Origin of the sequence: Klebsiella michiganensis (assembly GCF_002925905.1) — a bacterium.
GTDB lineage: Bacteria > Pseudomonadota > Gammaproteobacteria > Enterobacterales > Enterobacteriaceae > Klebsiella > Klebsiella michiganensis.
Map to the genome: position 1 here is coordinate 1,367,551 of NZ_PRDB01000001.1, position 25,666 is coordinate 1,393,216.

Annotated in this window: 21 protein-coding genes and 2 pseudogenes; 5 read left to right on the plus strand and 18 right to left on the minus strand. The window is 56.4% G+C overall.

Translation table 11 applies throughout. The features are described from left to right. Positions 1-2: 2 nt before the first annotated feature. Positions 3-401, plus strand: coding sequence for a sigma factor-binding protein Crl (crl, locus tag CDA56_RS06595; RefSeq protein ID WP_004847949.1), 399 nt, complete (start codon positions 3-5; stop codon positions 399-401). A gap of 82 nt (positions 402-483) precedes the next feature. Here the strand turns inward: crl and CDA56_RS06600 are convergent, their stop codons facing one another. The 13 genes and pseudogenes from CDA56_RS06600 to gabD all read right to left on the minus strand — a co-directional run bounded on the left by CDA56_RS06600 (position 484) and on the right by gabD (position 15,849). Continuing rightward, a complete protein-coding gene (locus CDA56_RS06600) occupies positions 484-990 on the minus strand; it encodes a serine acetyltransferase (RefSeq protein WP_103815434.1) in 507 nt (168 codons plus the stop codon). Positions 991-992: 2 nt separating this feature from the next. Beyond that, positions 993-2,411, minus strand: a complete 1,419-nt coding sequence (locus tag CDA56_RS06605) for a DUF4832 domain-containing protein (RefSeq protein WP_103815436.1) — start codon at positions 2,409-2,411, stop codon at positions 993-995. A gap of 2 nt (positions 2,412-2,413) precedes the next feature. Then, positions 2,414-2,824, minus strand: a complete 411-nt coding sequence (locus tag CDA56_RS06610; protein WP_025107261.1) for a hypothetical protein — start codon at positions 2,822-2,824, stop codon at positions 2,414-2,416. After that, positions 2,821-3,936, minus strand: a complete 1,116-nt coding sequence (locus CDA56_RS06615; RefSeq protein WP_049080492.1) for a glycosyltransferase family 4 protein — start codon at positions 3,934-3,936, stop codon at positions 2,821-2,823. Before CDA56_RS06615 ends, CDA56_RS06610 begins: the two co-directional genes overlap by 4 nt. Then, the gene (locus tag CDA56_RS06620; RefSeq protein WP_064378307.1) at positions 3,933-5,147 is read right to left on the minus strand and encodes a glycosyltransferase family 4 protein; all 1,215 of its coding nucleotides are present in this window, start codon (positions 5,145-5,147) and stop codon (positions 3,933-3,935) included. The genes CDA56_RS06615 and CDA56_RS06620 overlap by 4 nt, the downstream gene beginning before the upstream one ends. Beyond that, complete coding sequence (locus CDA56_RS06625; protein WP_064378308.1) at positions 5,128-6,153, minus strand: glycosyltransferase family 2 protein; 1,026 nt, start codon at positions 6,151-6,153, stop codon at positions 5,128-5,130. Before CDA56_RS06625 ends, CDA56_RS06620 begins: the two co-directional genes overlap by 20 nt. Next, a complete protein-coding gene (locus CDA56_RS06630) occupies positions 6,146-7,528 on the minus strand; it encodes a hypothetical protein (RefSeq protein WP_014837479.1) in 1,383 nt (460 codons plus the stop codon). The genes CDA56_RS06625 and CDA56_RS06630 overlap by 8 nt, the downstream gene beginning before the upstream one ends. Then, a complete protein-coding gene (locus CDA56_RS06635) occupies positions 7,519-8,736 on the minus strand; it encodes a lipopolysaccharide biosynthesis protein (RefSeq protein ID WP_014228045.1) in 1,218 nt (405 codons plus the stop codon). The genes CDA56_RS06630 and CDA56_RS06635 overlap by 10 nt, the downstream gene beginning before the upstream one ends. Positions 8,737-8,741: 5 nt before the next feature. Then, positions 8,742-10,829, minus strand: coding sequence for a GumC family protein (locus tag CDA56_RS06640; protein ID WP_103815438.1), 2,088 nt, complete (start codon positions 10,827-10,829; stop codon positions 8,742-8,744). Between the two features lies 1 nt (position 10,830). Continuing rightward, positions 10,831-11,385, minus strand: coding sequence for a polysaccharide biosynthesis/export family protein (locus CDA56_RS06645; protein ID WP_004847971.1), 555 nt, complete (start codon positions 11,383-11,385; stop codon positions 10,831-10,833). After that, positions 11,382-12,668 carry an outer membrane beta-barrel protein gene (locus tag CDA56_RS06650; protein WP_102803738.1) on the minus strand — a complete coding sequence of 429 codons (1,287 nt, stop codon included), beginning with the start codon at positions 12,666-12,668 and terminating at the stop codon, positions 11,382-11,384. Before CDA56_RS06650 ends, CDA56_RS06645 begins: the two co-directional genes overlap by 4 nt. Further along, positions 12,658-14,060, minus strand: a pseudogene (locus CDA56_RS06655) (undecaprenyl-phosphate glucose phosphotransferase). The gene CDA56_RS06650 and the pseudogene CDA56_RS06655 overlap by 11 nt, the downstream one beginning before the upstream one ends. Positions 14,061-14,400: 340 nt before the next feature. Next, positions 14,401-15,849 carry an NADP-dependent succinate-semialdehyde dehydrogenase gene (gene gabD, locus CDA56_RS06660; RefSeq protein ID WP_032748090.1) on the minus strand — a complete coding sequence of 483 codons (1,449 nt, stop codon included), beginning with the start codon at positions 15,847-15,849 and terminating at the stop codon, positions 14,401-14,403. A 262-nt stretch (positions 15,850-16,111) separates the two neighbouring features. On the opposite strand from gabD, the gene CDA56_RS06665 reads away from it, so the two are divergent. Continuing rightward, a complete protein-coding gene (locus tag CDA56_RS06665; RefSeq protein ID WP_025107253.1) occupies positions 16,112-16,363 on the plus strand; it encodes a zinc ribbon domain-containing protein in 252 nt (83 codons plus the stop codon). A 42-nt stretch (positions 16,364-16,405) separates the two neighbouring features. On the opposite strand, the gene foxA is transcribed toward CDA56_RS06665, so the two are convergent. The 5 genes from foxA to uxuA form a co-directional block, all read right to left on the minus strand. After that, positions 16,406-18,514, minus strand: coding sequence for a ferrioxamine B receptor FoxA (gene foxA / locus CDA56_RS06670; protein WP_104011302.1), 2,109 nt, complete (start codon positions 18,512-18,514; stop codon positions 16,406-16,408). Positions 18,515-18,635: 121 nt separating this feature from the next. After that, positions 18,636-19,628 (minus strand): helix-turn-helix transcriptional regulator, encoded by a 993-nt coding sequence (locus tag CDA56_RS06675; RefSeq protein WP_103815331.1) that lies wholly within the window; start codon positions 19,626-19,628, stop codon positions 18,636-18,638. Between the two features lie 152 nt (positions 19,629-19,780). Continuing rightward, positions 19,781-20,557, minus strand: a complete 777-nt coding sequence (gene uxuR, locus CDA56_RS06680; RefSeq protein WP_004847986.1) for a Uxu operon transcriptional regulator — start codon at positions 20,555-20,557, stop codon at positions 19,781-19,783. Between the two features lie 138 nt (positions 20,558-20,695). Next, positions 20,696-22,171 carry a fructuronate reductase gene (locus CDA56_RS06685; protein WP_103815329.1) on the minus strand — a complete coding sequence of 492 codons (1,476 nt, stop codon included), beginning with the start codon at positions 22,169-22,171 and terminating at the stop codon, positions 20,696-20,698. A gap of 73 nt (positions 22,172-22,244) precedes the next feature. Further along, entirely contained in the window at positions 22,245-23,429 is a 1,185-nt protein-coding gene (uxuA, locus tag CDA56_RS06690) for a mannonate dehydratase (RefSeq protein WP_014228054.1), read from the minus strand. A 675-nt stretch (positions 23,430-24,104) separates the two neighbouring features. Here uxuA and CDA56_RS06695 point away from each other — a divergent pair. The 3 genes and pseudogenes from CDA56_RS06695 to CDA56_RS31195 all read left to right on the plus strand — a co-directional run. After that, a complete protein-coding gene (locus tag CDA56_RS06695) occupies positions 24,105-24,362 on the plus strand; it encodes a YjhX family toxin (protein WP_004110819.1) in 258 nt (85 codons plus the stop codon). Between the two features lie 10 nt (positions 24,363-24,372). Then, on the plus strand, positions 24,373-24,924 hold the full coding sequence (locus CDA56_RS06700; RefSeq protein WP_103815327.1) for a GNAT family N-acetyltransferase: 552 nt from the start codon (positions 24,373-24,375) through the stop codon (positions 24,922-24,924). A 113-nt stretch (positions 24,925-25,037) separates the two neighbouring features. Next, a pseudogene (locus tag CDA56_RS31195) lies at positions 25,038-25,463 on the plus strand (class I SAM-dependent methyltransferase); the annotation flags it as partial. Between the last annotated feature and the right edge of the window lie 203 nt (positions 25,464-25,666).

Genomic DNA, 25,666 nt, shown 5'->3' on the forward strand with positions numbered 1-25,666 from the left:
CAATGACGTTACCGAGTGGACACCTGAAGAGTAAGCTGATTAAGAAATTCACGGCGCTTGGCCCTTACATCCGTGAGGAGCAATGTGAAGACAACCGCTTCTTTTTCGATTGCCTGGCTGTTTGCGTCAACGTAAAACCAGCGCCTGAAAAACGCGAGTTCTGGGGATGGTGGATGGAGATGGAAGCGCAGGAATCGCGCTTCACCTATAGCTATCAGTTTGGATTGTTCGACAAAGAGGGCGTCTGGCGTCCGGTCGCGATTGACGATCCTGAAGTCACTGAAAAGCTTGAAAAGACGCTACGTGGTTTTCACGAACGAGCCGAAGCGTTGCTGGCGACGTTCAGTCTTAAGCTGGAGCCCGCCGATGATTTTAGCGAACCGGTTAAGCTGAGAGCCTGAGTTCCGGTCAGCGGCTGTCATCCTGCTCGCAATAAAACCCGCGTTTCGACCAGCGCGGGTTTCCTTCCCAGGCAAACCCGCGCTAAATACCGTTTAATATCCGACAGGGTTGACCGACGGCAATCATTCCTGCGGCCAGATCTTTGGTCACCACCGTGCCTGCCCCAACCTTGACGTTGTCGCCCAGCGTGACCGCGCCAATCACCACGGCGTGGGCGCCAAATTCGACGTTATCGCCGATGAGCGGGCTGTCGCCCTCACGACCCTGACTGTCGGTCACGCTGCCAATCGTGACGCCCTGGCGCAGGGTGCAGTTCTGGCCGATGACCGTTCCCCGATTAATCACGATGCAGTGCGGATGATACAGCTTCAGCCCATAGCCAATGCGCGCTCGCCACGGCAGCTCAATGCAAAATAAACACTCGTTAATCACGATATTGAGAATAACGAAGGGGATCCCGCAGATCTTCCACAGAGGATTACGGCTGCGATAGAGCGTCGCCAGACGATAAAGCAGAACCGCGATTTTCGCTTTTATGCCGCCGCAGGATTTGATTTCCCGGGCGACCAGCCTGATAGCCTCAAACATGGTTATTCCTTAAGGTTAAACGAAGCCAGTGAATACCATCCATCACCGGTTTTACCTTCGTTAGCGAGTTGAATACGCGGCTGGCCCTGATAATTGGTCAGGGCCGCTTCCAGACGATATTGGCCGCCCGGGAGTCCGGCAGGCAGCGGCAGCGTAGCGCTGCTGTGATGTTCGCCGGGCAGCCACTGGCGAACGTCATCCGCCGTTTTGATTTGCGTAACGGTAGTTCCGGCGTCATTGACTATCCGCCATTGCACAAGGTACGGGAGATAGGCTGGCGCGACGCCGTCGTTACGCCAGGTGACGTTTAGCGTAAGCGGCATGCCGCTGCGTACGGGCGTATCCCATTCCAGCTGACCCACCCGGTAGCGGTAGCCGATTCGCAATAACGCGCTATCAACGATATCGCGATACGCTGCCGGCACCGGACGCGATTTCAGATTCAGGGTACTGGCGTGCTGCGCTAATGCCCAGTCGAAGCTTGCCTGGACCTCTTCGCGGGTATAGTGCTGCACGCTTTCCCACTCCGCCATATAACCGCAAATTTCCAGGCTAACGGGGGCGTGCTGCCAGCTATCATTAAATCCGGACCACGCCGTCTGCGCCGCGGCCAGGCGTTGAGGATAGTCATCGCGCATATGGCTCCACTCTGCGGAAAAGTTATGCCAGTCTCCCCAGCAATCCGCGCGCCACCCCGCGCCTTTTTGGCTGGCCCAGGCCAGCGAATTACCGCCGCTGATTAACATGATTTTGGGCGTTTTCGGGAAACTGCTGAAGTGCATATCAACGTAGCGATTGAGCTGCTCCGGAGCGTACTTTTCCAGCAACGGCGCAACGTCAGGGAAATTGGAGTTGTGCCATTCCCCCCACGAACCCACCATGCCGATATCGACAAACCCGAGGTTCGGATTGCCGTCATAACGCGCGCCGAGGGCGTTAAGCAGCTTTTGCGCATAGGCGATAAAGGTCGGATCGCTGAGGTCCGGCACAAAGGTTTTGCCATTTTCGACCCATTGTCCCTGAATGCCTTTTTTGATAAGCCAGGCGGGGATTTTCGAGCCCGATTGCGGTTCATCGAGCGCCATGAAACGCAATCCGACGTTCATCGCCGGCTGATGCCGGGCGGCGACGCTGAAAGCACGATCGATCGGCGCAAAATCATAGACGCCTTCTTCAGGCTCCAGATCGCTCCAGTAAAAGCGATCGTATTCAAACCCGGTGTCCGGATACTCTTTCAGAGAGGGTTTCTGACCATAACCATCGTGGAAACTGGCCACGCCGATCCCTGGGTTCGTCAACAGACCGGTAAAGGCCGGCGGGGTGATAACCGTGCGTTCAGCCAGCACTGCCGCTGAGGGTATGACTCCGGCCAGCAGTAGCGCCACAAGGCGCGCGGCGCGGCGCAGCGAATAAGAGCTCATCGTTAATTCACTTTATCGTGGAGGTTCACAAACCACGTCCAGATACCGACGTGGAAGTTTTTAAACACATCGATACCCAGCGCGGATTTCAGCATATAGAGCGCCAGCAGCACCGCAAGAATGGCGAACAGCACGGCGATGGTAATCGCCAGGGTGGAGAATATACGCCCGAGCAGAGTACTCTCTCGCGGAATTTTGCGCAGATCGCGGCCGCATAAAAAGACCACGAAATAGCGGCGATGCAGAAAAGGAAAGCTATGGCGAAAATCAATGCGATGGCGCGAGGCCAGGCTCGCTCTCACCAGCGCCTGTTCAATACCGCGCTTTTGCTCCGGCGTGAGTGAGGTTTCTGTTTCCGGGTCAAGCGCGGAATAAAAGCGCTCGACGACCAGGTCGGATGTTGATTTAGTCACGGTTGACTCTTATTCATTAAACGCTGATAGACCTGAGCGGTTTTTGCCGCAATGTCCGGCCAGCGGTATTTAGGCATCAGTTGGCTGTAATCCGCGGTCTCCTCGCCGCGCCAGGACTGGAGCTTTTGCGCCAGCGCGGCGACATTGCCCGTCGGAAAATAGACCTCGGCAGGCAGGCCAATCTCGAGGTTGGCCGGGATATCGCTGACGATAACCGGCAGTGACCAGGACATGGCTTCCAGCAGGGCAATGGGCAGCCCTTCGTGATAAGACGGTAGAACAAAAAGCCCGGCCTGTGAGAACAAAGTGTGCAGCGGATCGCCGCTAATAAAACCGGTCATGATCGCTCCCGGGGTTTCGGCCGCCTGCTTCTTCAGCCGCTCGCTGTACTCATCGGGATGGTCGGCATCGCCAATCAGCACCAGCGGCAGCGAACAGTTCGAGGCTTTGTAGGCGGCAAGCAGATCGTGCAGCCCCTTTTCTTCCACAAAACGGGCGACGGCGACAACGTATTGTCCGGCTTCCAGCGAATACTGATTCAGCGTGGCCCGTCGCGTCTCTTCGGCGGGAAGCTGCGGTTGGCGCACGCCGTTATAGATCACGTTAGCGTTGGTACGGCCGTGTTTGGTCTTAATGAGCGTATTAATCACTTCCGAGATAACAATAACCTCGTTAGCATATTTCACCGCCCATTTCTCACCGAGGCGCAGCATCTCTTTCGCCATTTTGCCCCACTTCTGGCGATCGTAGTCCGGGCCGTGGTGGGTAAAAACGACGCGCTTGCCGAGCAGGCGCAGCAGCGGGACCACCAGGCCAGGGCCGACCGCGTGAACGTGAACCACATTTGAGCCGTCAAACAGGGTAGTGAAGGCGGCCAGCGTAGAGTGAATAATGGCTTCGAATTTACGGCTTTTGGGTGCCCACAGGCTTTTCAACCGCACGCCTTTATATTCGCTACGGCGATAGTCCACGTACGGTGAGCGGGCAATGACGCAGATATCGGCGTGATTCTGGTGATAGATTTCTGGATAAAGATTCTGGCAATGGGTCTCAACGCCGCCCTGGACGTTCGGAATACCGCGGGTGCCAAGCACCGTCACTTTGAGCTTCATTTCGCTTCCCCCACGAGCTGCTGATAGAGTTCCTGCAGAACCTGCATATGCCGGGCGAGATCGTATTTCTCCTCTAAACGCTGGCGTGCGTTGATGCCCATTTCACGCGCCTGCTGCGGATTGGCGGCCAGGCTATCCATGATGCGCGCCAGCGCGTCGGCATCCCCGGGTTCCACCAGATAGCCATCAATGCCATCGCGAATTTGCTCCGGAATGCCGCCGATATTGCCGCCGACGACGGGGCGACCGAACGCCATGGCCTCCAGCACCGACATCGAGCAGTTTTCATAATATTCGGAAGGGACGATCACCGCCCGCGCGCCGCGAATCAACGCGTTGAGCGCGTCTCCGTGGCGCATATAGCCGAGAAATTCCGGACCGCTAAAGCGGGCGCGCAGGTCGCTGCCGAGAGGGCCATCGCCGACGATTTTCAGCGGCATGGACTGCTGCATTTTTTGCTGCGCCAGCGCCAGGGTGGCCACGCCTTTCTCACGGCTCAAGCGGCCGATATAGAGGAAATAATCCCCCGCCGTATCGCCCGGGATCGTGGTGCTGGCATCAATACCGTTGACGATCACATCGATCCGCGACCTGGGTAATTTACGCAGCAGCGTCTGACGCATAAATTCGCTGGGAGCGATAATGCAATCGAGCATGGCGTAATTTTGCGCGAACTTTTGCCAGTAGGCCTCAAGCGAGAGCAGCAGGCTTTTAAAGGTATCGCCCTGCTGGCAACGATGGCGAAAGGCATTGCTCACCGAACCGGTAAGACAGTCATCGCAGACGTGGCCATCGCGTAGCATGGTGTACGATGGGCAGACGATTTTATAATCGTGCGCCGTCAGTACGGTTTTGCAGCCAAAGCGCTTAGCGACGCCAATCAATGCGGGCGTCAGCTGGTGGTAGATATTATGAAAGTGCACAATATCCGGGCGCTGCTCCAGCAGCAGGGTGTTGAGTTTATTGCAGGCCTCAGCGTTGTAGATAAAGTCGATGCCCGCTTTGAGCTTGCCCGTCAGCCCGTGGCTTTGATGATAATCCACGTTATGTACGAAGAAGCTTTCCCAGGGCGAAGGCTTATTTTCCGCATGCTGCATGCTGAAGTCGACAACCTGATAGCCCGCTTGCAGCATGGCGTCTCGCTCCTGGAAAAAAACGGTTTCCGCTCCGCCCTTAATAAAAAAGAATTTATTAACGAATAATATTTTCATGTTCTGTCTGGATATGTTTTGGGTTGGAGACGGTCACGGCGGGTTGTTTCAGCGGATCGCGAACGGAGTTAAGCAGGCCTCGCACCATACCTGCGGAAAATAACGATAAGTTGACCACGCTCTGGACGCCGTCCCGCAGCGACTTATTTTTAATCGCCTTCAGCGCGATAAATGCCAGCAGCGGAAGCAGGGCGATAAAAATCACCCCGGGATTGAACGACAGGAGGCAAATAATCAATACCAGGATATACAGCGTGAATATCAGTTCGTTGCGAACAATCTTAAGCGCGGCGGGGAAATGCTTTTTCCCCCAGCAGTTGCGTAATAGCTCACCCGGCGCCCATAAAAAACCGTTCTTCCAGCGATAGGTCAGCATTTTGAACGTCGGCATGGTATAGGACGCATGGCTAAAATAGGGCGCGGCGAGGCGGTGGAGTTTATAGCCCGCGGCCTGTAAACGGATCCCCAATTCGGCTTCTTCATAACCGTGAAGGTTAAGATTGGTCAGATAGCCAATTTTCTCGATTGCCGAACGGCGGTAAAGGCCGCCGCCGCCAAGATGATCGGTATCGCCCTGCGGATAGATAAGATGCAGGCGCTGCTTGCGCGATTTAAACTCATAGTTAGCGGCGTCATCCATCTCGACGCTGCCCGCCACGCCCGCATATTCGGGATGCGTTTCAAGAAACGCCACGGCGGTGTCGAGAAAACCCGGCTCCAGCTCCATATCGCCGTCCAGCAGCAGCAGATAGTCCCCTTCGCTGAATAACCAGCCCAGCTGGTGGCCCACGCCGCAGCAGCGATCTTTCGCGTTATCGAGGCAGACCACCATCGCGTCTTTGGCGACGGCCAGCTCGCGGGTATTATCGGTGGACAGGCTATCGGCGACGATAATCTGATGCGGGTAAGGCTGCAATTGCTTGCGGACGCTGTCGATCGTTTTTTCAATACCCTGCGCTTCGTTGAGGGTCTTAATGCTGACGGTAATTGATGGCGTTTTATTCATATTGGGTACCGGAGTTCAGACGGACGGAACGATGAATGACAATAAGCGCCCCGAGGGCCAGCCATAATAAAAACTGTAGCATGGGAATGATCATCAGGATCTGGCTGTAGGGAAGGCTGAGCAAACAGCCAATGGCAAAGACGTAAAACGCAGGCGCGGAGCTGAGCAGCTGTAAATCTTCCCGTTTGAGATCGTAGCGGGAAAAGGTCTCTTTGGGCCGCATGCCGATGAGAATAGCGGCAATCATGGCGATAAATAAGATCACGCCGATAATACCGACTTCCCACAGCATCATGCTCAGCGCGGTGGAGTCGAGTATCAGATGATACCAGGCGCCAATATAGCCGGGGGAGACGGTACTGCCGCTGTTGGTGGCGTTCAGACCGTAGCCAAACAGCATCCCGCCGGGGCCAAAAAGCTCGTTATGCTGGAGCCAGAAGAAAATAGTGGTAAACCGGCCGAGCTCGCCGCTTTCCATAATGTAATTGGTATCAAAGATATAGCCGAGGGAATCGATAAATACCGAGAGCGCGCTTTTGGTCGGGTCCCCGCCGAAGGCCGACGAGTAATTGGACGCCAGAATGGTGATAGCGGCAAAAATTAGCACCACCATTCCGGCGGCGATAATCATCAACGAGCGCAGGGTGACTTTGCTGATGCCGCTGACGTAAGCGGGCATGATCCACAGCAGCGCCAGTAAGAAAGGCGACAGCAGAATCACGAATTTTACCTCGCCCACCACGCAGAGGAAAAAGGCCAGCACGATATGCGCCGCCATCGACTTGAACGAGCAGATACCGTGCTTAAATTCGGACACCTTCAGCAGCATAATCAGCAGGCAGAACATCCCCATGGCCGCGGTATTGCCGCCGCCCATCGGGTCGCCGCCAAACGTGCCGACCACCGAATCCCACTTTTCATCCTCGCCGCGCAAAGCCACGCGTTTTGGCACCACCACCAGCACCTGATAGATAGCCAGCGGGAACTGGACGTAGAACAGCCAGTAAAATAGCCGGGTCAGGCGGTGCAGCTGCGACTCGCGAAACATGCCGAGCAGCATGCAAAACATCACCAGCGACAGGGCCAGTTCATTTTTGAAGCCGACGATGGCGGTAACGATGCCGGATTGTAAAACCGTGGCGCAGAGGCTGAGGATGATAAACGTCAGATACAGCGCCAGCACCACCTTCTCGCGCGCGCTAAGCGCCAGCGGCTGCGGCCGGCTTTGCATCATCAGCAGGACCACCATCACCAGCACCATGAAAAAGGGGAGCCACAGCACGGCTGCCACGCCGGTGAAATACTGAATCGTGCCGCAGAAGACGATGGTCGTCAGCGCGAATACCTCCAGATAGCGACCGGTGTTTAGCTGCATATTTTCTGCTCCTGCCGGGAGAGCTGTAGCGCCCGTTTGTTCATTTTCAGCAGGATGAACAGATAGCGAATGCTGGTCAGCACGGAGAACGTCAGGAGGGCTATCTCATAGCGCTGGCCCAATTCAGGCAGCGCGATAAAAGCGACGATAATAATCAGCAGCTGCTCGATCTGAATGCGTAAAAAATAGCGTTTAGAACCAAAGATAAGCTCAATAACGGTCAGCGGACTGACGGCCAGCGCGGCGAACAGATAGGGCAGCATATAGCGTGAGGTCGGAATGGAATTGAGCCACTCCTGACTGAAGCCCAGGCGCATGACCAGCGGATAGAAAATCCAGATCCCAAGGATACAGATCAGCGCCGCGGCCATCAGCAGCAGGCGAATCTTTTTGTACTCCGGATAGTTAAAGGTGCCGTTGCGAAAATCCATCGACCATTTTGAAAAGATGGAGTTGCGCACCGCGTTACCGACAATCATCACCGGTGATAAACAGAAGCGGCTCACCACCGAGAAATAGCCGGCGACCAGCGGTGAAAACCAGATATTTATCAACATCGTCGGCAGGTTATTGCTGGCCATCGCCAGCACTTCCGCGCTGCCTACGCGGCTGAGGTGCTGCCAGTGCTGGCGCGCAAAAAGGCCGTTCGCCCGCGGTGAAAAGTGCGCCGGCGTCAGGGTGCTGAAGCGAAACAAACGCAGCAGGCAGAGGCCGAGCAGCAGCAAAATGCCCGCCATCCAGGCAATATAGAACAGCGTGGTATTCGGCATCGCCAGCAGAGCTATCGCCACCACCAGCGACACGGCGATACGCTGGAAGGTGAGGAACTGATAGTTACCGCCGCGCAGCGAGAGGTTCTCGGCGATCAAAACCAGCGCATAGCCGAAGGTGAGCAGGTAGAGAAACGCGATATTGAGATGGAATATCAGTCCGGTGATGACCGCCCACGGCAGCGCCAGAAGCAGGCTTTGCAGCAGGCAAAACACCACGTTCTGCCCCAGCTCATGCTCTTCCTGGCGCGGGATCAGCAGCTGCGACGCAAAGGTGCAAACCTGCGCGCCAATCAGCACGTTGCTGTAGATCATCGCATAGTGCCCGACTTCCGCCATGCCGTAGCGATGGGAAATCAGCCATACGGAAAAAGCGCCGATCGCCTGCGAGAGGACCGAGGAGCTGGCGATTGAAGAAATACTCTTAATTAAGTTCATAATCGCTACTTCGGTGAAATCAGTTCGCCCATGCCGCGCTCGGGCAGGCGTTTGCCCTCCTGCGTCTCCAGGTTCTCTTCTTGCACCCGGTTAAGCATGGTGGCGACAGGCGTTGGCGCGACGGCTTGCAGACGATGTTGCGCGTCGCGGATGCGTGACGCCTGCTCGCCTGCGTTGACCACCAGCAGGCTGATATCGACGTGCGGCGCCAGCAGCAGGGCGTCCTGGGCCAGCCCGAGCGATGGCGCATCAATAATCAGATAATCGTAGGTCTGCCGCAGCGTCGTCAGCAGCGCCGGGAGCCGTTCAGAAGTGAGCAGCAGCAGGGCTGAGTCGCTGAGTTCGCCTCGCGGCATAAAATCCAGCGTCTCGGAAAGGGGGGCCACAGCCTGGGACGCGGCGCTGCGGCCATCAAGACGCTCGCTGAACCCTGTTTTATGCTGAGGATAGCGCGCGGAGAGCCCCGCGCTTGCCAGATAATCTACATCGATGAGCAAGGTTTTGCCTGACTTAGCGGCGGACCACGCCAGCATTTCGGCAATCAGGCTGCTGCCGGCATCTGCCTGCGCCGAGGTCACCAGTATCGTCCCGCTATGAGTATTCTGGCCGAGCAGCGCCAGGCGCAGGCTGTGGAGCATATCGGCATACAGCAGGTTCTGGAACGTCAGCTTCGCGCTGTTCGCCTGAGGCAACAGCGGAAACTCACCGCTGGCATCAAGGCCCGTTTTGGCTTTAAGTTCGCTGATGCTGTTCACCGTTTTGTCGAGCGCGGTGCTGACTATCAGGTACATGATGTACAGCGCCAGCGCCATCAGGGTCGCCATCACGATAAGCAGACCGCGCTGCGGTTTAGAAGGAAGATTTGGCGGCACGGCGGCATCGTAGATCACTTCATCGGGAACCGAAAAGCTCTCGGAGAGCTTCTGCTCATTCGCCCGCTGATACAGCGATTTATACAGCTCTTCGGTTTTGTTCAGCGCGGTCATCATGGTGTTGTATTTGTCGCGCTTGGCGCCCAGCGCCTGGAAGTCGGCTTTCTGGTCGTTGAGCATCTGCTGATAGTGCTGTTCATCGTCCAGCGCGATCTGATACTGCTGGCGTAAGCCGTTAAGCAGTTCCCCCAACACCTGGCCTATCTGCCCGTTGACGACCTGCAGCTGGGCCTGAGCCTGAAGATATTTCGGATGCTTAGGGCCATAGTGTTTTGCCGCTTCCGATAAGTTACGCCGCGTCTGGATCAGCGCGATACGCAGATCCTGAATCTGCGGATGACCGGAAATTTCCGGCAGCGAGATGATGGCTTCCGGCGCTTTTCCCTGCTGACGGCGCACTTTGTCCCACACCGTTTGCGCTTTCAGACGGCGCTGGGTGGCGTCGGCCAGATGGTTAATCACGATCCCCAGGCGCTCGGTCTCGTAGCCATCCATGCTGCGAAAGGTCAGCAGGCCGTTTTGTTTGAGAAAATCATCGATGTCGGCTTTCTGGCGATCGAGCTTATCGCGCAGATCGTCCATCATTTTCTCGTTCCAGCCCTGGGCCTGAAGTAAGATTTTCTGCTTCTGCGCCAGGCTGTAATCGATAAACGCCTGCGCCACGCCGTTGGCGATATCGGCGGCTTTTTGCGGCGATTTCGCCTCCATCGAAACGGATACCAGCTGCGTGGTGCGCACGCCGGAGATGGTCAGGTTTTTTTGCAGGGCGCGCAGCGCATTATTGACCCGTGCGGCCTCATCAAGATTGTCCCCGCCGTTAAATTCCGGGTCCCGATCCAGCTTTAGCGCTTTTACCGCGGCTTCCAGCACGACGCGGGAGCCCATCAGCGCGTATTTGGTTTCATAGTAATCGCTGCGGGTGGAATCATAGTTTTCCAGCCGCGGCAGGGGGGTAACATCCTGCGACTGCGCTTTAAACAGCACCGTCGCGGTTGCGGTATAGCTGGATGACATAAAGCGCGTCAGGATCCACGACGCCGCGGCAGCCACCACCACCACTACCAGGCACCAGATCAGCTTGTGCTTAATTTTGTTGAAATAAGGCGTGAAGTCGATAAAGCCTTCTTTCTTCTTTCCATTTTCAACTAATGAAATAGCCATATCAGAAGAAACTCATGCCAATGATGATGGTATCTCCGGCCTGTACGGCGGAGTCGGCGGCGACGTTTTCCAGCAGTTTACCGCTGCGAAACTGACGAATGCGGATGTCATGGCGATCGGCGCGATCGGTAAACCCGCCGGCCAGCGCAATGGCTTTTTCAGCGGTTAAGCCCGGTTCCCAGGCGTAACCGTCCGGTTTTTTGACTTCGCCTAACAGATAAATTTTACGGTATTCGGCAATGCTCACGGTCACCATTGGCGCCTGCAGATAGTTACCGCGCAGCTTATCGGCAATTTCGTTGCCGACCTGTTCAGGCGTTTTCCCTTTCAGCATCAGGGAGCCTATATAAGGATAATCAACGCTGCCGCTATTATCGATTTTTACGCGCATAGTGAGATCCTGCTCGCCGGAAACCGCGATATTGATCTCATCTCCCTGGTCCAGATGATAAACGGCATCCGGCGGCGTTCGGATCGTCTGCGGCGGCGCCGAACAGCCCGCCAGCCATAGCGCCAGAAGAGAAATCACCGCCCGTTTTCCATAGCTAAGGATCATATTTGTACCTGCGTCATAAAAATAATGGCCGAGTCGTTGTAGCCCAGCGTGCGCTCGACCTCATGGTCATAGTCCGGGCCAATATAAAAGGCATCTTTTTCTTTATTAGAATGCATCGTGTTCCATTGCAGCTTCAGCTGAAAATTAACGGATGGACGGTAGTCATAGTTGAAGGTGAGCGACACGAGGTTTGATCGATCTTTGCGTCCGTTGGTCTGGTGTTTGTAATCCTCTGTAATATAAGAGTAATCAACCAGAGTGGAGAACCTGTCGACCAGCCAGTGGTGCTCATAGCCCAGACCGAAATTTGATACCAGAATATAGCCGCCGGAGTCGGTGGGATCTTTTATTCGTTGTGAACTGTGTAGGTTGAGCTTTATCTGTTCAAGCGGTTTCCAGTCGGCGTTAATATCCCAGTTCAGGCCGTTGAACCCCTGCGAGTCGGGATTATGGATAAAATCTTTATACAGCCAGGCGACGTTGCCGTGGATCTCGGTCTTGCCGGAAAGACGATTTTTCATGCCGACCAGCAGATAATATTCGTTACTGTCTTTTAACGGGTTGAGCTCATAGCGACGTTGGTTGGTAATAAAACTGTAGCGATAGCGCAGCGTTTTGGCTTTTTGATCAAAAAGCTCGGCGACCAGGCTGTTTTCATGCCACTCCTGATCGTGCATGTAATAATGAAAGTCGGCGCTGGCGTCCTCAATGCTGTCGAGATTGCGAAAGCGCAGCTGCTTATGCATTAGCGCAACTTCTGCTTTACCGCGCCCTTCCGGCGCCCCGTAGCTATAGCGCAGTTCACTGTTAAAGAAGCGCGTGGCGATGGGCTTATTAATGCCAAACTCTTTAAACTGCTCGGGGAGAAACCCCTCGGTGGTATCGCGGCCGCGCTCTTCATGGCCGAACGTTTCATCGAGATCCAACGACAGCCCGTGCATGCTGCCGAAGCGCCACTTGCCGTTAAACATAAAAAAATGGTTGTCGCGGTTATCTGCGCTATCGCTGGCGTAGCGGCGGTAATCGCCGGAGTACATCAATAAATAGCGGTCCTCGTAGCGCTCGCCGATGGCTTTGAAAATCGGCTTAACGCCTTGATAAGCGGAGCCGATTTCATTCTCGCCGTAGCGTTGCCAGGTCACGTTGTCATTGTAACCGACGTCATAACCCACCTGGCTCTCGAAATCGATGCCAGCCACACCGGTATGTGGTTTTGCCTGCAGGTCAGCCCATGCGTAAGGCATCGCCAGCAAACCTGCGAGGAAAGTGAGTTCAGAACGCATTCTTCCCCACAAATCCGCGGAAAAACGTTAAAAACACAATTTTAATGTCCAGCAGCAGCGACCACGACTGAATATATTCCAGATCGTACTGAATGCGTTTTTCCATTTTATCAATCGTGTCGGTTTCGCCGCGAAAACCGTGTATTTGCGCCAGCCCGGTAATGCCGGGCTTCACTTTATGGCGGATCATGTAATTTTCCACCAGCACGCGATACTGCTCATTATGCGCGACCGCGTGAGGGCGTGGGCCCACTATCGACATAGTTCCCTGCAGCACGTTAAAAAACTGCGGCAGTTCATCAAGCGAGGTTTTACGTAAAAAGGCGCCGAAGCGGGTAATGCGCGGATCGTTACGCGTTGCCTGGGTCACTACAGCGCTATTTTCCATCACGCGCATGGTTCTGAACTTCCAGACGGGGATCTGTTTACCGTTCAGGCCGTAACGGTTTTGTTTAAACAGCACCGGGCCCGGCGAAGTCAGCTTAATTCCGATCGCCACCGCCAGCATGACCGGCAGGCTGACCAGGGTAAAAAAAGCGCCAAGCACGATATCTTCGATACGCTTGAGTACCGCGCCTTCGCCTTCAAACGGCGAGGTAAAAATGCTGATCGTCTGAATATTGCCAAACATCCGCAGCTGAGAAATATGTGAGCTGTAGGAAAAGAGGTCCGGTACCAGAAACACATCTACGGTGGTGTCGGAAAATTCATTCAAGAACTGGCGAATACGCTGCTGGGCGACCATCGGCAGGGCAATATAGACTTCATCGATTTCTCCGGCTTTCGCCAGCGCCAGCAGGTCTCGTGAATTGCCTTTTTTCTCAATGCTGAGCAGGCGACTGTCGCGCTGCACGGCGCGGTCCTCAAAGAAGGTGATGTCAATCCCGTCGTGGGTATACTCCTTAAACAGCGCCTGCTCGATGGCCAGCCCGGCTGGCGTTATGCCTAAAATAGCCACCTTGAGTCTGGATTTGAAAAAATAGCGGCTGGAGATAACGCGAATCAGAAACATACTAATAAATATGGCAATCGAGCACAGCACAATAATTTCAGCTAATCGCACCGCGTTTGTGCTGGCGTGATTGTTCAGTAATAATTCGGCGCTTACAAACAATAAAAATGATAACAAGCCGCTTATACTGACGCTGAAAAATAATTTAGTTAATTTTTTTAAATACTGGCCTTTAAACTGACCAGAATATAGCTGAAAGTGTTCATTGGCTCTGATAAAAATCAGTGAATATATTATGCCCAGGAACAGAGAGGCCGTTGAGGGTTCGACGAAAAGTATTTTAAATAAGCGAAAATGAACAAGTTGACGGCAATAAAATCCAGTAGCTTCATCAGCTTACTATAGCGGGCGTTGTAAATTTTAATGGTGCTATCCGTCATCTTTTTGCTCGTTTTATAGTCAATAAAATGATGTCCTGTCCTTCTTTAAAGCTGAATTTATATCTATGAATCTATTCAAAAATTAAGCTTTAGCTCGGCGTTGATTATTGTAGCCTACGATTAATCTTATGTCGAACCTGCCCCGGACTGAGAGGAGATAACTTTTCCTGACGGGCAATAATATTTTTATCATTGCCTGAAGCATAAAAATGGCGGTTACGATTAAATAGGGGCGGAGAGACCCGGGCGGCAAACGAACGGCCGTCGTGACTACATTTCCTGGCCGATCCGCACTTGAGCGTTAAAAAATTCGCGCCAGCGGGGCTGGCGCGTTTATTGGCTAAATCCCAATGCACATGTATTTGATTTCTAAGTAATCCTCGATGCCATACTTCGACCCTTCGCGGCCGAGACCGGAAGATTTCACGCCGCCGAACGGGGCGACCTCGGTGGAGATCAGGCCGGTGTTAATCCCGATAATGCCGTACTCCAGCGCTTCGCCGACGCGAAAGACGCGGCTCAGATCGCGAGCGTAGAAATAGGCCGCCAGGCCGAATTCGGTGTCGTTGGCCTGAGCAATAACATCCGCTTCATCTTTAAAGCGGAATAGCGGGGCGAGGGGGCCAAAGGTCTCTTCTTTCGCCACTTTGGCATCACCGGGGACGTCCACCAGAATCGTTGGCTGAAAGAAGTTTCCGCCGAGCTCATGAACTTTCCCGCCGGTTACTATCCGCGCGCCTTTGCCCAGCGCATCGGCGATATGCTCCTGTACTTTGGCGATCGCTTTCTCGTCAATCAGCGGCCCGATGGTGACGTTCGGCTGCAGGCCATCGCCGATTTGCAGCTTACTCACCGCCTGCTGAAGCTTTTCGGCGAAACGATCGTAGACGCCATCCTGGACGTACAGGCGGTTGGCGCAGACGCAGGTCTGCCCGGCGTTGCGAAACTTGGAGGCCAGCGCGCCTTCGACGGCTTTATCCAGATCGGCGTCGTCAAAAACGATAAACGGCGCGTTGCCGCCGAGCTCCAGCGAGACCTTCTTGATATCTTTCGCGCACTGTTCCATCAGCTGGCGGCCAATTTCCGTCGAGCCGGTAAACGAGAGTTTGCGCACCAGCGGGTTACCGGTGAGCTCATTGCCGACTTCGCTGGCCGATCCGGTGACCACGTTAAACACGCCCTCGGGGATCCCGGCGCGGTTGGCGAGCTCCGCCAGCGCCAGCGCGGAGAACGGGGTCTGGCTGGCGGGCTTGAGCACCATCGTGCAGCCTGCGGCCAGCGCCGGACCCGCTTTACGGGTGATCATCGCCGCGGGAAAATTCCACGGGGTGATAGCGGCGGTTACGCCAATCGGTTGTTTAATCACCAGCAGCCGCTTGTCGGCCTGATGGCCGGGAATGGTATCGCCGTAGATACGCTTGCCCTCTTCGGCAAACCACTCGATAAAGGAGGCGGCGTAGCTGATTTCACCTTTTGCTTCCGCCAGCGGTTTACCCTGTTCCAGCGTCATCAGGCGCGCCAAATCGTCCTGATGCTCCATCATCAGCTCAAACCAGCGGCGCAGGATAGCGGAGCGTTCTTTGGCGGTAAGGGCGCGCCATGCGGGCAGCGCGCCGGCGGCGGCATCGATAGCCTCGCGGGTTTCTGCGGCGCCCATTTTGGGCACGCTGCCCAGCTGCTGGCCGTTGGCGGGGTTCGTGACCGCGAGGGTCTCTTTGCTGCTGGCGTCGCGCCAGCGTCCGTTAATCAACGCCTGCTGGCGAAAAAGGGTAGGGTCGTTAAGTTGCATGGTTGCGTCCTGTCGTAAACTGTTTTAGCAGTGAATGCGTCCGGCTCGGCTGGGCCTGCCGTTTATAGAAGCTCCCGGCAGACGCAGCGGCATCAAACATCTGTCCCTGTTTAGTGTAGTCGAACGCGTTCAGGAAGCCGGGCGCAAGCCAGGCTGTGGCTATAATAACCATGTATAATTTACGGTTATTTGAGCTGGCAGGACGTTATTGGACGAAAAACGCGGTATTTTTTATGCTCAATCCGCAAGAAAGGAGCGCTCTATGTCACAGCAAGAACGGTTTTGTCAGGCCTGTGGAATGCCGATGTCCGCCGGGGAGGCGAAAAGCGCAAGCGAAGAGTACTGCGCCTGGTGCTGCGATAGCGAGGGGAAGCTTAAATCCTGGGAGGACGCCGTCTCCGGCCTGGCCGAGTTCCTCGATTCCTGGCAGAAGGTCGGCCCCGCGGAAGCGCGCAAGCGGGCGATGCGCTACTTAACGGCCATGCCCGCGTGGGCCCATAAAGCGGAAGAGTAACCCGCAGCCCGGAGCGCAACACTCCGGGCTTTTTTAGCGCGATCAGAACTTCCAGGAGACGCTGCCGACGATACTGCGCTCTGCGCCAAAGTAGCAGTAAGAGAGCGAGTTACAGGCGGCAATGTAGCTCTTGTCGGTCAGGTTATTCACGTTCAGCTGGGCGCTGAGGCCTTTAATTCCCACCTTCGACAGGTCATAGCCGATCGCCATATCCACCAGCGTATAGGACGGCAGAGTGTGGGTATTCAGGCGGTCGCTGGTAATGCCGTTGACGTAGCGCACGCCGGAACCCAGCGTCAGGCCATCCAGCGGGCCGCTTTTCACATCATAGCTCAGCCAGGCGCTGGCCTGATTGCGCGGTGCGTAAACGGCACGCTTGCCTTGCTCTTCCGGGCTGCTTTTCTTATAGCGAATGTCGGTGTAGGTATAGGCGGCCTGCAGGCGGAAGCTATCCGTTAGCTGGCTTATCGCCTCCAGCTCTACCCCTTTCGACTCAATTTCACCAATCGAACGATACGGATCGGTCGGCTCTTCTTTGGTGGCGATATTGGTCTGATTGATGCGGAATACCGAAGCGCTGAACTGGCTGTTCATTCCTTCCGGCTCATACTTCAGCCCGGCTTCCCACTGCTTGCCTTTCATCGGATCCAGCACGTTGCCGTTTTCGTCGGCGAAGCTGGTGGGCGTAAAGGCGGTGGAGTAGCTGATGTACGGGGCAAACCCGTTATCGAACAGATACAGCAGCGCGGCGCGGGTGCTGAAGTTGTTCTTATCCAGATCGCTGCGCGTTTGATTAAGCTTATCGATGTTGGAGACGCTGACCTGGTCGTAGCGCCCGCCGAGGGTCAAACGCCAGCGCTCCCAGGACATTTGATCCTGTAAATAGTAGCCGGTCTGGCGCAGCTTGTGCTTCTCGCGGCTGTACATGGTGATGTAATCCGGCTTCGCGCCGTAGACCGGATTAAAAGCGTCAATGGCCGGGAATGCGCCATAGTAGCCGGTGGTGTCGTTGCTGCGGTCCTGATAGTCGATCCCTATCAGCAGGCGATGGTTAACGGCCCAGGTATCGACGCTGCCGTCGAGCTGGTTATCGAGGGTGATGGCGTTCATCTTTTCGTCCGAGCCGGAATAGCCGCGGTTCAGCTCGGTTTCGTTCAGCCAGCCCGCGGCATAAACCTGATTCAGCTCGACTTTGGTATGCAGGTAGCGCAGCTTCTGCCGCACCGACCAGCCGTTATCAAACAGATGCTCGAAGTTGTAGCCGACCATATTTTCGCGGCGATCGTACTTGTCGTAGTCATCTTCTCCCTCGAAGAAGGTGTTAGCGATTTTCTTGCCGTAGTGCGGCACCACGGTACCTTCATAGGGGAGGCCCGAGTGGCTGCCGCCCTCCGGGTCGCGATGCAGATAGGCCATTAAATCAAGGCGCGTCTGGTCGGTGATGCGCCAGGTCAGGCTGGGCATAATCGCGTAGCGCTGCTCTTTTAAGGTATCAAACTGCGAGTCTGCATAGCGGGTCATGCCGCTTAAGCGCGCCGCCACGCGATCGTTATCGTCCAGCGCCCCGGTAACGTCAAACGCTGCCCCGCGCTGGTTGTTATTCCCGGCAAACAGCTTAATTTCTCCGCCGGGATCGAATGAGGGTTTACGCGAGGTGAGGGCGACGATGCCGCCGGGTGAAGAGCGGCCGTACAGCACCGAGGCAGGGCCGCGCACCACTTCGATATTTTCCAGGAACCACGGATCGACCACCAGCGAGCTGTGCGAGTTGGTATCGCCCATCATTTTCAGGCCGTCGAGATAGACGTTATCCAGGCTGCCGTCGGAGAAGCCGCGCAGGACGATATAGTCAAAGCGGTTGGAGGCGCCAATCTGGTTACTGTAAACCCCGGGGGTATAGCTCACGGCCTGGCGGACGCTGATCGCGCCCTGTTCTTCAAACTGCTCGCGCGTGATAATGGACACCGATTGCGGGGTCTCTATATCCGGGGTGGCAATTTTGGTCGCGCCGCTCTGCATCTGCGAAGTGACCACGATGGTTTCGTTTTTTGTTGTTTCCTGGGCCAGCAGCGGGAAGGCGACGCCGCCGGTCACCCATCCTACCAGTAGCGCCAGGCGAGTTTTCGCAAACATGAACATCTCCAAAGGCATTTCTAATTGTTAATAAGAATTATTACCTTTTTGATGCTGTCTATAGCTATGCGCAATGCCAGGATACGTATGCGCGCTGCCAAAGCCGCTGACTATTTTTCGCAAAAAGGGGAAAAATGGATTAGCCCGGCTTTTGCACATCGCAGGGCGAGATGCCGTAGCGCCGACGAAAAGCGGTAGAGAAGTTGGTGGCGTGCTGGTAGCCCGACATCCAGGCCGCCTGCTGCACGCTATAGCCCTCCAGCAGATAGCTTCTTGCCCGCGCCAGCCGGCAATCGCGCAGGTAGTCAAAAACCGAACAGCCGTAGGCCTGGCGAAACTTACTGCGCAAGCTGCTGGAGCTCATCGCCGCCCGCTGGGCCAGCTCATTGAGGGTGTAGTCGTTTTCCGGCGCCTGCTCCAGCAGGCGGCGAACTCTCTCCAGCCGCTGCTGTTCGCCGCCCGCCGGGGCGACGTGCTTCGCGCTTTCATCCTGACAGACGCTCAGCCCATGACCGAACAGCTGCAGGATAAGCCCTTCCAGCATCAGCTGTCGGGACACGCGACTCAGCGCGCTCTGCTGCGCGTACTGCAGTCCGCTCAGCAGAAAACCCGGTATCTGCCAGATAAGCGTTGGCGTCTGGCACCTTTCCCACTCGCGCATCAATGAATCGAGCAGGCCATCGCGCCAGGTGCCGTCCGGGTAGAGACCGAGGGAGAGCGTACGGAGCCGGCTGTCGGCATCGTGGCGGGCGCGCATGGCCTGATGTTCGCTAAGGCGCGAGGTGAAGGCCATCCCGGAACGCACCAGGTGCTGCTCCCCGTTGAGGGTCAGCGCGACGCAGCCTTCCAGCACCACCAGCATATAGAGCGGGCTACTGTGGCGGGAGGTGGTCTCATAAGGCTGCAATACGTGAACATCAGAATGGGTGACGCACATGCCGCAGGGCAGGGTCATCTCTTCCACTTCTCCCCGCAGCACCGGGCTGGCGTGCGGAGGCTCCGGCTTTTGCAGCAGCTGCGGGAAGCGGTAGTCGATACCGTATCGTTCACCAAACGCCATAAACTCGCTGACGGAGAAAGTTTTCCTCAGCACCTGGCGGGCGGGTTCGTTCTGCGTAGTTGTCTTGTTCATGCGGTTTTCGGCACCGGAGAGGGCGTCATCGGATGACGTCACCTTATCACTGCGCGGGCAGGGCGACAATAAAGATGAGAATCATTATCAACTTTTGCGCTGCGGCACAGAAGGCGCGCGGACGGCCGCTATCCGTGCGCCAGCGGCAGGGATCAGGCGTCTGCGTTGTCCAGCGGCCAGGAGTCGAACAGGTAGCCGTCGAAGTAGATATCATCGACGTTGGAGAACTCCAGCAGGCGGCGTTTGACGTTTTCCAGATGCTGCCACATGGCAAGCTTGGCCGCCCGGGCGTCTTTTTTGATTAAGGCGGCGAGGATCCGTTTGTGATCCACCAGCCACTCCTGGCGGTAGTGGGTATCGCCGAGATGGCGGTGCAGCTGGATCCACATGGGGTTATTTTCCCGCCACTGCCATGACTGCCTGAACAGCTCGACCAGCATACTGTTGTGGGTCGCTTCGGCAATAGCCAGATGAAACTGCATATCGCCGCTTTCGGAGCCGCCCGGCGCGCTGCTGGCCAGCTCGCGCTCTTCCAGCTGCAAAGCCTGGCGCATTTTGATGATATCTTCCCGGGTTGCCTGCAGGGCGGCAAATTCGGCGATATTGCTCTCCAGCAGCTGGCGGGCCTGCAGCAGTTCAAACGGACCGGCATCATTGCAATGATTGATGTCCGCGCTCTCCGCCGCGCCTTCTCCGACGGCGTTATCGAGCACGTAGATCCCGGCGCCGCGGCGCACTTCGACCAGCCCTTTAATCTCCAGCATGATCAGCGCCTCGCGGACCACGGTGCGGGTCACGTCCAGCATCTCGGCGATTTCACGTTCCGGCGGTAAGCGATCGCCGGGGTTATAGGGCGTCTGGACGATCAGATTGCGGATCAACGCGCCGACTTCCTGATAGGGTCTGTGCTGAGAAGTTTGTGATTTCATGATGTTATGTTGTGAGATGCGATAGCCCGGTGGCTGACTATAGCATCTGGCCAGGGGGTTGGCACCTCCCCGTGCGCGGAGAGTGGGAAAACGGGTCAACCACATTGGTGTGCAGTTGACCCATGGCAGGACAGAGCGTTACAGGCCGCCGCCGAGCGCCGCAACGCACTCGCGGGCGCCGCGTTCGCACAGCGCGTGGTAAGCCTGCGTCACCGCCGCAATAAAATCGCTATTGTCCGGCAGATCGTGGGCAAAAATTCCGCTTAACGCCAGCAGCGCGGCGACGCGTTCTGCACCCTGAAAACGCTGGTTGATCTGTTGGATCTCCGCCAGCAGCGGGTCGACGACATCAATAGGCTGCCCCCGCTCGTCGATGCCCTGGGTATAGCGCATCCAGCCCGCCACGCCGAGCGCCAGATGGCGCCAGCTGCTGCCGTTTTGCAGATGCAGACGGATGGGATCCAGCAGGCGCTGCGGCAGCTTCTGGCTACCGTCCATGGCGATCTGCCAGGTACGATGGCGCAGCGACGGGTTGCTGAAACGGGCAATCAGCAGCGTGGCGTAGGCCTGGAGATCGGTGCCTTCCGGCATGGAGAGCGTCGGCGCCTGCTCCTGCATCATCAGGGCGAAAGCCGCTTCGCGATAGGCCGGGTTGGTCATGGTATCGGCGATGGTTTCATAGCCGCCGAGATAGCCAAGATACGCCAGGAAGGAGTGGCTGCCGTTGAGCATCCGCAGCTTCATCATTTCAAACGGCACGACGTCTTCAACAAACTGCGCGCCGACTTTATCCCACGCCGGGCGGCCGCTGACGAAGCTATCTTCAATCACCCACTGGCGGAACGGTTCGCAGGCGATGGCGCACGGATCGTAGACCCCAAGCTGGTCGGCAATCTCCTGCAGCGTTTCCGGCGTCGCCGCGGGTACGATGCGGTCAACCATGGTGCACGGGAAGGTGGCATGGGCTTCAATCCACGACGCCAGCAGCGGGTCGCGCGCCTGGGCCAGGCCAAGCACCGCCACTTTCGCCACGTGGCCATTCTCGCGGACGTTATCGCAGGACATCACCGTAAAGGCCTCAAGCCCCTGCTCACGGCGCAGGCGCAGCGCTTCGACAATATAGCCTATGGCGGATTTCGGCGTCGTCGGGTTGGCGAGGTCGTGTTGAATCAGCGGGTTGTTGAGATCGAGCTGGCCGCTGGCCGCATCGGTGCAGTAGCCTTTTTCCGTGACCGTCAGGGAGACGATTGCCGTGTGCGGACGCGTCATGGCGCGCAGAATGCCGTCACAGCCGTCGATTTCCGGATGCAGCGCCTCTTTCATCGAACCGATAATTTTCAGCGCGGTGCTGTCAGCGCCTTTTTCCGCCACCGTGTAGAGCAGCTGCTGGTTTTTCAGCTGTTCAATCAGAACGCGATCGTTGCCCGGCATCAGGTTGACTTCGCAGATGCCCCAGTCGCTGTCGCTGGTTTCCAGCAGATGATGGGTATAAAGCGCCTGATGCGCGCGGTGAAATGCGCCGCAGCCCAGGTGAACGATGCGGGATTCCAGGCGAGAACGATCCCACGCGGGGCGCGTCACCGGCAGGTTGCTGTCGGCAATGGTTGCAGTCATAGCAAACTCCAGAGTGGGCCGCAAAAGGCGGCCGAAGAGGTAAAGGCGGGACGTCGGCCCCGCCAGCCAGGAATTAGCGGCTAAAAAAAGCGCGCTGAATCGCCAGCTCGACGCCGCGAACTTCAGCCAGCCCTTTCAGGCGACCAATCGCGGAATAGCCGGGGTTGGTTTTCTTTTTCAGATCGTCGAGCATCTGGTGGCCGTGGTCAGGACGCATAGGGATAAGATCCTCTTTGCCTTCCGCTTTACGGCGGTGCTCTTCTTCAACAATCGCTTTCACCACTTCGTACATGTCCACGTCGCCGTGCAGGTGAGCGGCTTCGTGGAACGTTTTCGGGTTCTCTTCGCGCAGCGTAGAGCGCAGATGGGTGAAGTAAATGCGCGGGCCGAACTGCTTAATCATATCCACCAGATCGTTGTCGGCGCGGACCCCGTAGGAGCCGGTGCACATGGTAAAGCCGTTAGCCATGCTGTTCACCGTGTCGACCATCCACTGCATATCTTCAATGGTCGAGACGATGCGCGGCAGGCCGAGAATCGGGCGCGGCGGATCGTCCGGGTGTACCGCCATACGTACGCCAACCTCTTCGGCGACGGGGATAATCGCTTTCAGGAAGACGGCGAAATTCTCGCGCAGCGCGGCTTTATCAATATCTTTATAGGTGGCAAGGTGCTGGCGGAACTGGTCGAGGGTATATCCCTCTTCCGCGCCCGGCAGACCGGCGATAATGTTGCGGGTCAGGCGCGCTTTATCTTCATCGCTCATGGCGGCGAAACGCTGATTCGCCTGAGCGACCTCTTCGGCGGTATAGTCCGCTTCCGCGCCCGGGCGCTTGAGGATATGCAGTTCAAAGGCGGCGAATTCAATTTGATCGAAACGCAGGGCTTTGGAGCCATCCGGCAGGACGTATTCCAGATCGGTACGGGTCCAGTCGAGGACCGGCATAAAGTTGTAGCACACGGTACGGATGCCGCACTGGGCCAGATTGCGCAGGCTCTGCTGGTAGTTAGCGATCCACTTCGCGTAGTTGCCGGTATGGGTTTTGATCTCTTCGTGAATCGGTACGCTTTCGACCACCGACCATACCAGCCCGGCGGCTTCCACGATGGCTTTACGCTTGAGGATTTCGTCAACCGTCCACACTTCACCGTTCGGGATATGGTGCAGGGCGGTAACCACTCCGGTCGCGCCCGCCTGACGGACGTCAGCTAAAGTGACCGGATCGTTAGGGCCATACCAGCGCCATGTCTGTTCCATGCTTAACCTCTTTCACGTTATTGACCTGCTTCAGGCCGCTGCTTTGATGGTAGCGTCGGTTCCGGTCAACCATCGTAACGGAGGGGAAACCAGACGATATGGCGTATAAATTCCTCCAATTGGTCGAACATGTCAACCATGAATGGTAAATTGGTAAACCAAAGTGTGACGGAGATGCGTGAAGGGGAGGGAACGTTAAACAGGGCTTCATTGATAAACCGCCACGGGGCGCGGGCTGATTCTGCTGGCGTTAGCGTTAAGCAACTTTCATGTACTTCAAGTGATTACTCAGCACCGGGGAAGTGGAATTCTTCATGGGCATAGGGCCAGTGCGCGGCGGGTAGCGTCGTATTGCGAAATGGTTAACCAATGTACCAAACCTATCGACCAGAAGAACGGAGGCGGTCATTGATGCCGGCCGGAGCGCGTACGGACTCGCAGCAGATCACACTTTTTGATTATTACGATTTCCATATAAAAACTACGTGTTATCATTCCGCTGGTAAATACCTTTTCAACTCTCACCGAGGCTTTGATGCTGGAGAATGTCATCATCAGATAATCAGCTTCCCGACCTTTTCAGGCCGGACTGGTTATCGCTGCGCTTAAACCTTACGCGAACACCTGCGGGTGTTGGCTCGTTTTTACGCATGATGATTAACAGGTTTCTTCAGTATGAATCTATCCCGTCAGGAACAACGTACCTTACACGTTCTCGCTAAAGGTGGCCGGATCGCGCACATCCGCGATGCATCAGGCCGCGTCACCTCTGTTGAATGCTACAGCCGCGAAGGGCTCCTGCTCAGCGACTGCACGCTCGCCGTTTTCAAAAAACTCAAAACCAAAAAGCTGATTAAGTCCGTCAACGGACAGCCCTACCGCATCAATACCACCGGGCTGAATAACGTCCGCGCACAGCTGGACAATCGCTAAGGAGCCTCTGATGACAAACCACAGCTTCACTTTTCATGTCGCCTCTGAAGGCGATACCGATGACATTCTCGACGTCGAAACCCGGGCTTTCGGCTACAGCAAAGAGGCCAGGCTGGTGGCCGATTTGCTCAACGATGAGAGTGCCTGCCCGACGCTATCGCTGCTGGCCAGGCATAACGGAGAGGCGGTTGGGCATATTTTATTCACCCGGGCGACGTTCAAAGGGGAGCCGGACTCGCCGATGATGCACATCCTTGCTCCCCTGGCGGTGGTGCCGGAATACCAGGGCGTGGGCGTTGGCGGAGAGCTTATCCGGCACGGCATTGAGCAGTTGAAAGCAATGGGAAGCCAGGCGGTATTTGTTCTGGGCCACGCCGCTTACTACCCCAGGTACGGGTTTGAGCCATGCGCGGGAGATAAAGGCTATCCGGCGCCTTATCCGATTCCCGCGGCGCATAAAGCCTGCTGGATGCTGCAGCCGATTTCGTCTCAGCCGCTGGGACGAACGGGCCAGATACAGTGCGCCCGGGCGTTAATGAAACCCGAGCACTGGCGCGAGTAATCAATAAGGAGATGATGATGACTATTGGCACGATTATTACAGGTTCCAGGCATATCGCGTTGTCATCCCGGGAGCGCAAAATCCCCTGGGATGAACCGGCTTTTAGCCAGCGTATGCTGGAGAACCATCTGTCGCAGGAGCACGACTGGGCCAGCCGCAGGCGGGCGGTTATCGAACAACAGGTCGCGTGGATTGCCGGACAGCTACCCACCGGCGCGCGCATTCTGGACCTCGGCTGCGGGCCGGGCTTTTACACCCGCCTGCTGGCGGAGCGCGGCTTTTACTGTACGGGCGTGGATTTTTCGCCGGCGTCGATCGCCTGGGCCCGGCAGCAGGCGCAGGCGGCCGGGCTGGATATTGCCTATCACCAGCAGGACGTTCGCGAGTACGCGCCGGAAACCCAGTTTGATTTCATTATGATGACCTTCGGTGAACTGAACGTGTTCAGCGCGGCTGAGGCCCGCTCGCTGGTTCATCGCTGCGCGCAGTGGCTGGTTCCGTGGGGAAAGCTGCTCATCGAGGTTCATACCTATGCAGAGGTTAAACGTCAGGGAATGGCCGATCCCGGCTGGCAGCGCTGTCCGCAGGGGCTGTTTCTTGATGTTCCGCACCTGCTGCTGACGGAGCACGCCTGGGATCCGGCGGCGCAAACCAGCTCCACGCGGTTTATGGCGATTGAAGAGAGCGGCAAGGTGACGCTCTTCGGCAGCCGGATGACCGCCTGGCATGATGATGCTTATCT

Bases quoted from the DNA above. Each gene is read 5' to 3' on its own strand.
- CDA56_RS06695 (WP_004110819.1), top strand. From the start codon at position 24,105: ATGAATCTATCCCGTCAGGAACAACGTACCTTACACGTTCTCGCTAAA.
- CDA56_RS06615 (WP_049080492.1), bottom strand. From the start codon at position 3,936: ATGAAGCTCAAAGTGACGGTGCTTGGCACCCGCGGTATTCCGAACGTC.
- CDA56_RS06625 (WP_064378308.1), bottom strand. From the start codon at position 6,153: ATGAATAAAACGCCATCAATTACCGTCAGCATTAAGACCCTCAACGAA.
- uxuR (WP_004847986.1), bottom strand. From the start codon at position 20,557: ATGAAATCACAAACTTCTCAGCACAGACCCTATCAGGAAGTCGGCGCG.
- crl (WP_004847949.1), top strand. From the start codon at position 3: ATGACGTTACCGAGTGGACACCTGAAGAGTAAGCTGATTAAGAAATTC.
- CDA56_RS06665 (WP_025107253.1), top strand. From the start codon at position 16,112: ATGTCACAGCAAGAACGGTTTTGTCAGGCCTGTGGAATGCCGATGTCC.
- CDA56_RS06640 (WP_103815438.1), bottom strand. From the start codon at position 10,829: ATGGCTATTTCATTAGTTGAAAATGGAAAGAAGAAAGAAGGCTTTATC.
- CDA56_RS06630 (WP_014837479.1), bottom strand. From the start codon at position 7,528: ATGCAGCTAAACACCGGTCGCTATCTGGAGGTATTCGCGCTGACGACC.
- gabD (WP_032748090.1), bottom strand. From the start codon at position 15,849: ATGCAACTTAACGACCCTACCCTTTTTCGCCAGCAGGCGTTGATTAAC.
- CDA56_RS06645 (WP_004847971.1), bottom strand. From the start codon at position 11,385: ATGATCCTTAGCTATGGAAAACGGGCGGTGATTTCTCTTCTGGCGCTA.
- CDA56_RS06650 (WP_102803738.1), bottom strand. From the start codon at position 12,668: ATGCGTTCTGAACTCACTTTCCTCGCAGGTTTGCTGGCGATGCCTTAC.
- foxA (WP_104011302.1), bottom strand. From the start codon at position 18,514: ATGCCTTTGGAGATGTTCATGTTTGCGAAAACTCGCCTGGCGCTACTG.
- CDA56_RS06635 (WP_014228045.1), bottom strand. From the start codon at position 8,736: ATGAACTTAATTAAGAGTATTTCTTCAATCGCCAGCTCCTCGGTCCTC.
- CDA56_RS06700 (WP_103815327.1), top strand. From the start codon at position 24,373: ATGACAAACCACAGCTTCACTTTTCATGTCGCCTCTGAAGGCGATACC.
- CDA56_RS06685 (WP_103815329.1), bottom strand. From the start codon at position 22,171: ATGACTGCAACCATTGCCGACAGCAACCTGCCGGTGACGCGCCCCGCG.
- CDA56_RS06675 (WP_103815331.1), bottom strand. From the start codon at position 19,628: ATGAACAAGACAACTACGCAGAACGAACCCGCCCGCCAGGTGCTGAGG.
- CDA56_RS06600 (WP_103815434.1), bottom strand. From the start codon at position 990: ATGTTTGAGGCTATCAGGCTGGTCGCCCGGGAAATCAAATCCTGCGGC.
- CDA56_RS06605 (WP_103815436.1), bottom strand. From the start codon at position 2,411: ATGAGCTCTTATTCGCTGCGCCGCGCCGCGCGCCTTGTGGCGCTACTG.
- uxuA (WP_014228054.1), bottom strand. From the start codon at position 23,429: ATGGAACAGACATGGCGCTGGTATGGCCCTAACGATCCGGTCACTTTA.
- CDA56_RS06620 (WP_064378307.1), bottom strand. From the start codon at position 5,147: ATGAAAATATTATTCGTTAATAAATTCTTTTTTATTAAGGGCGGAGCG.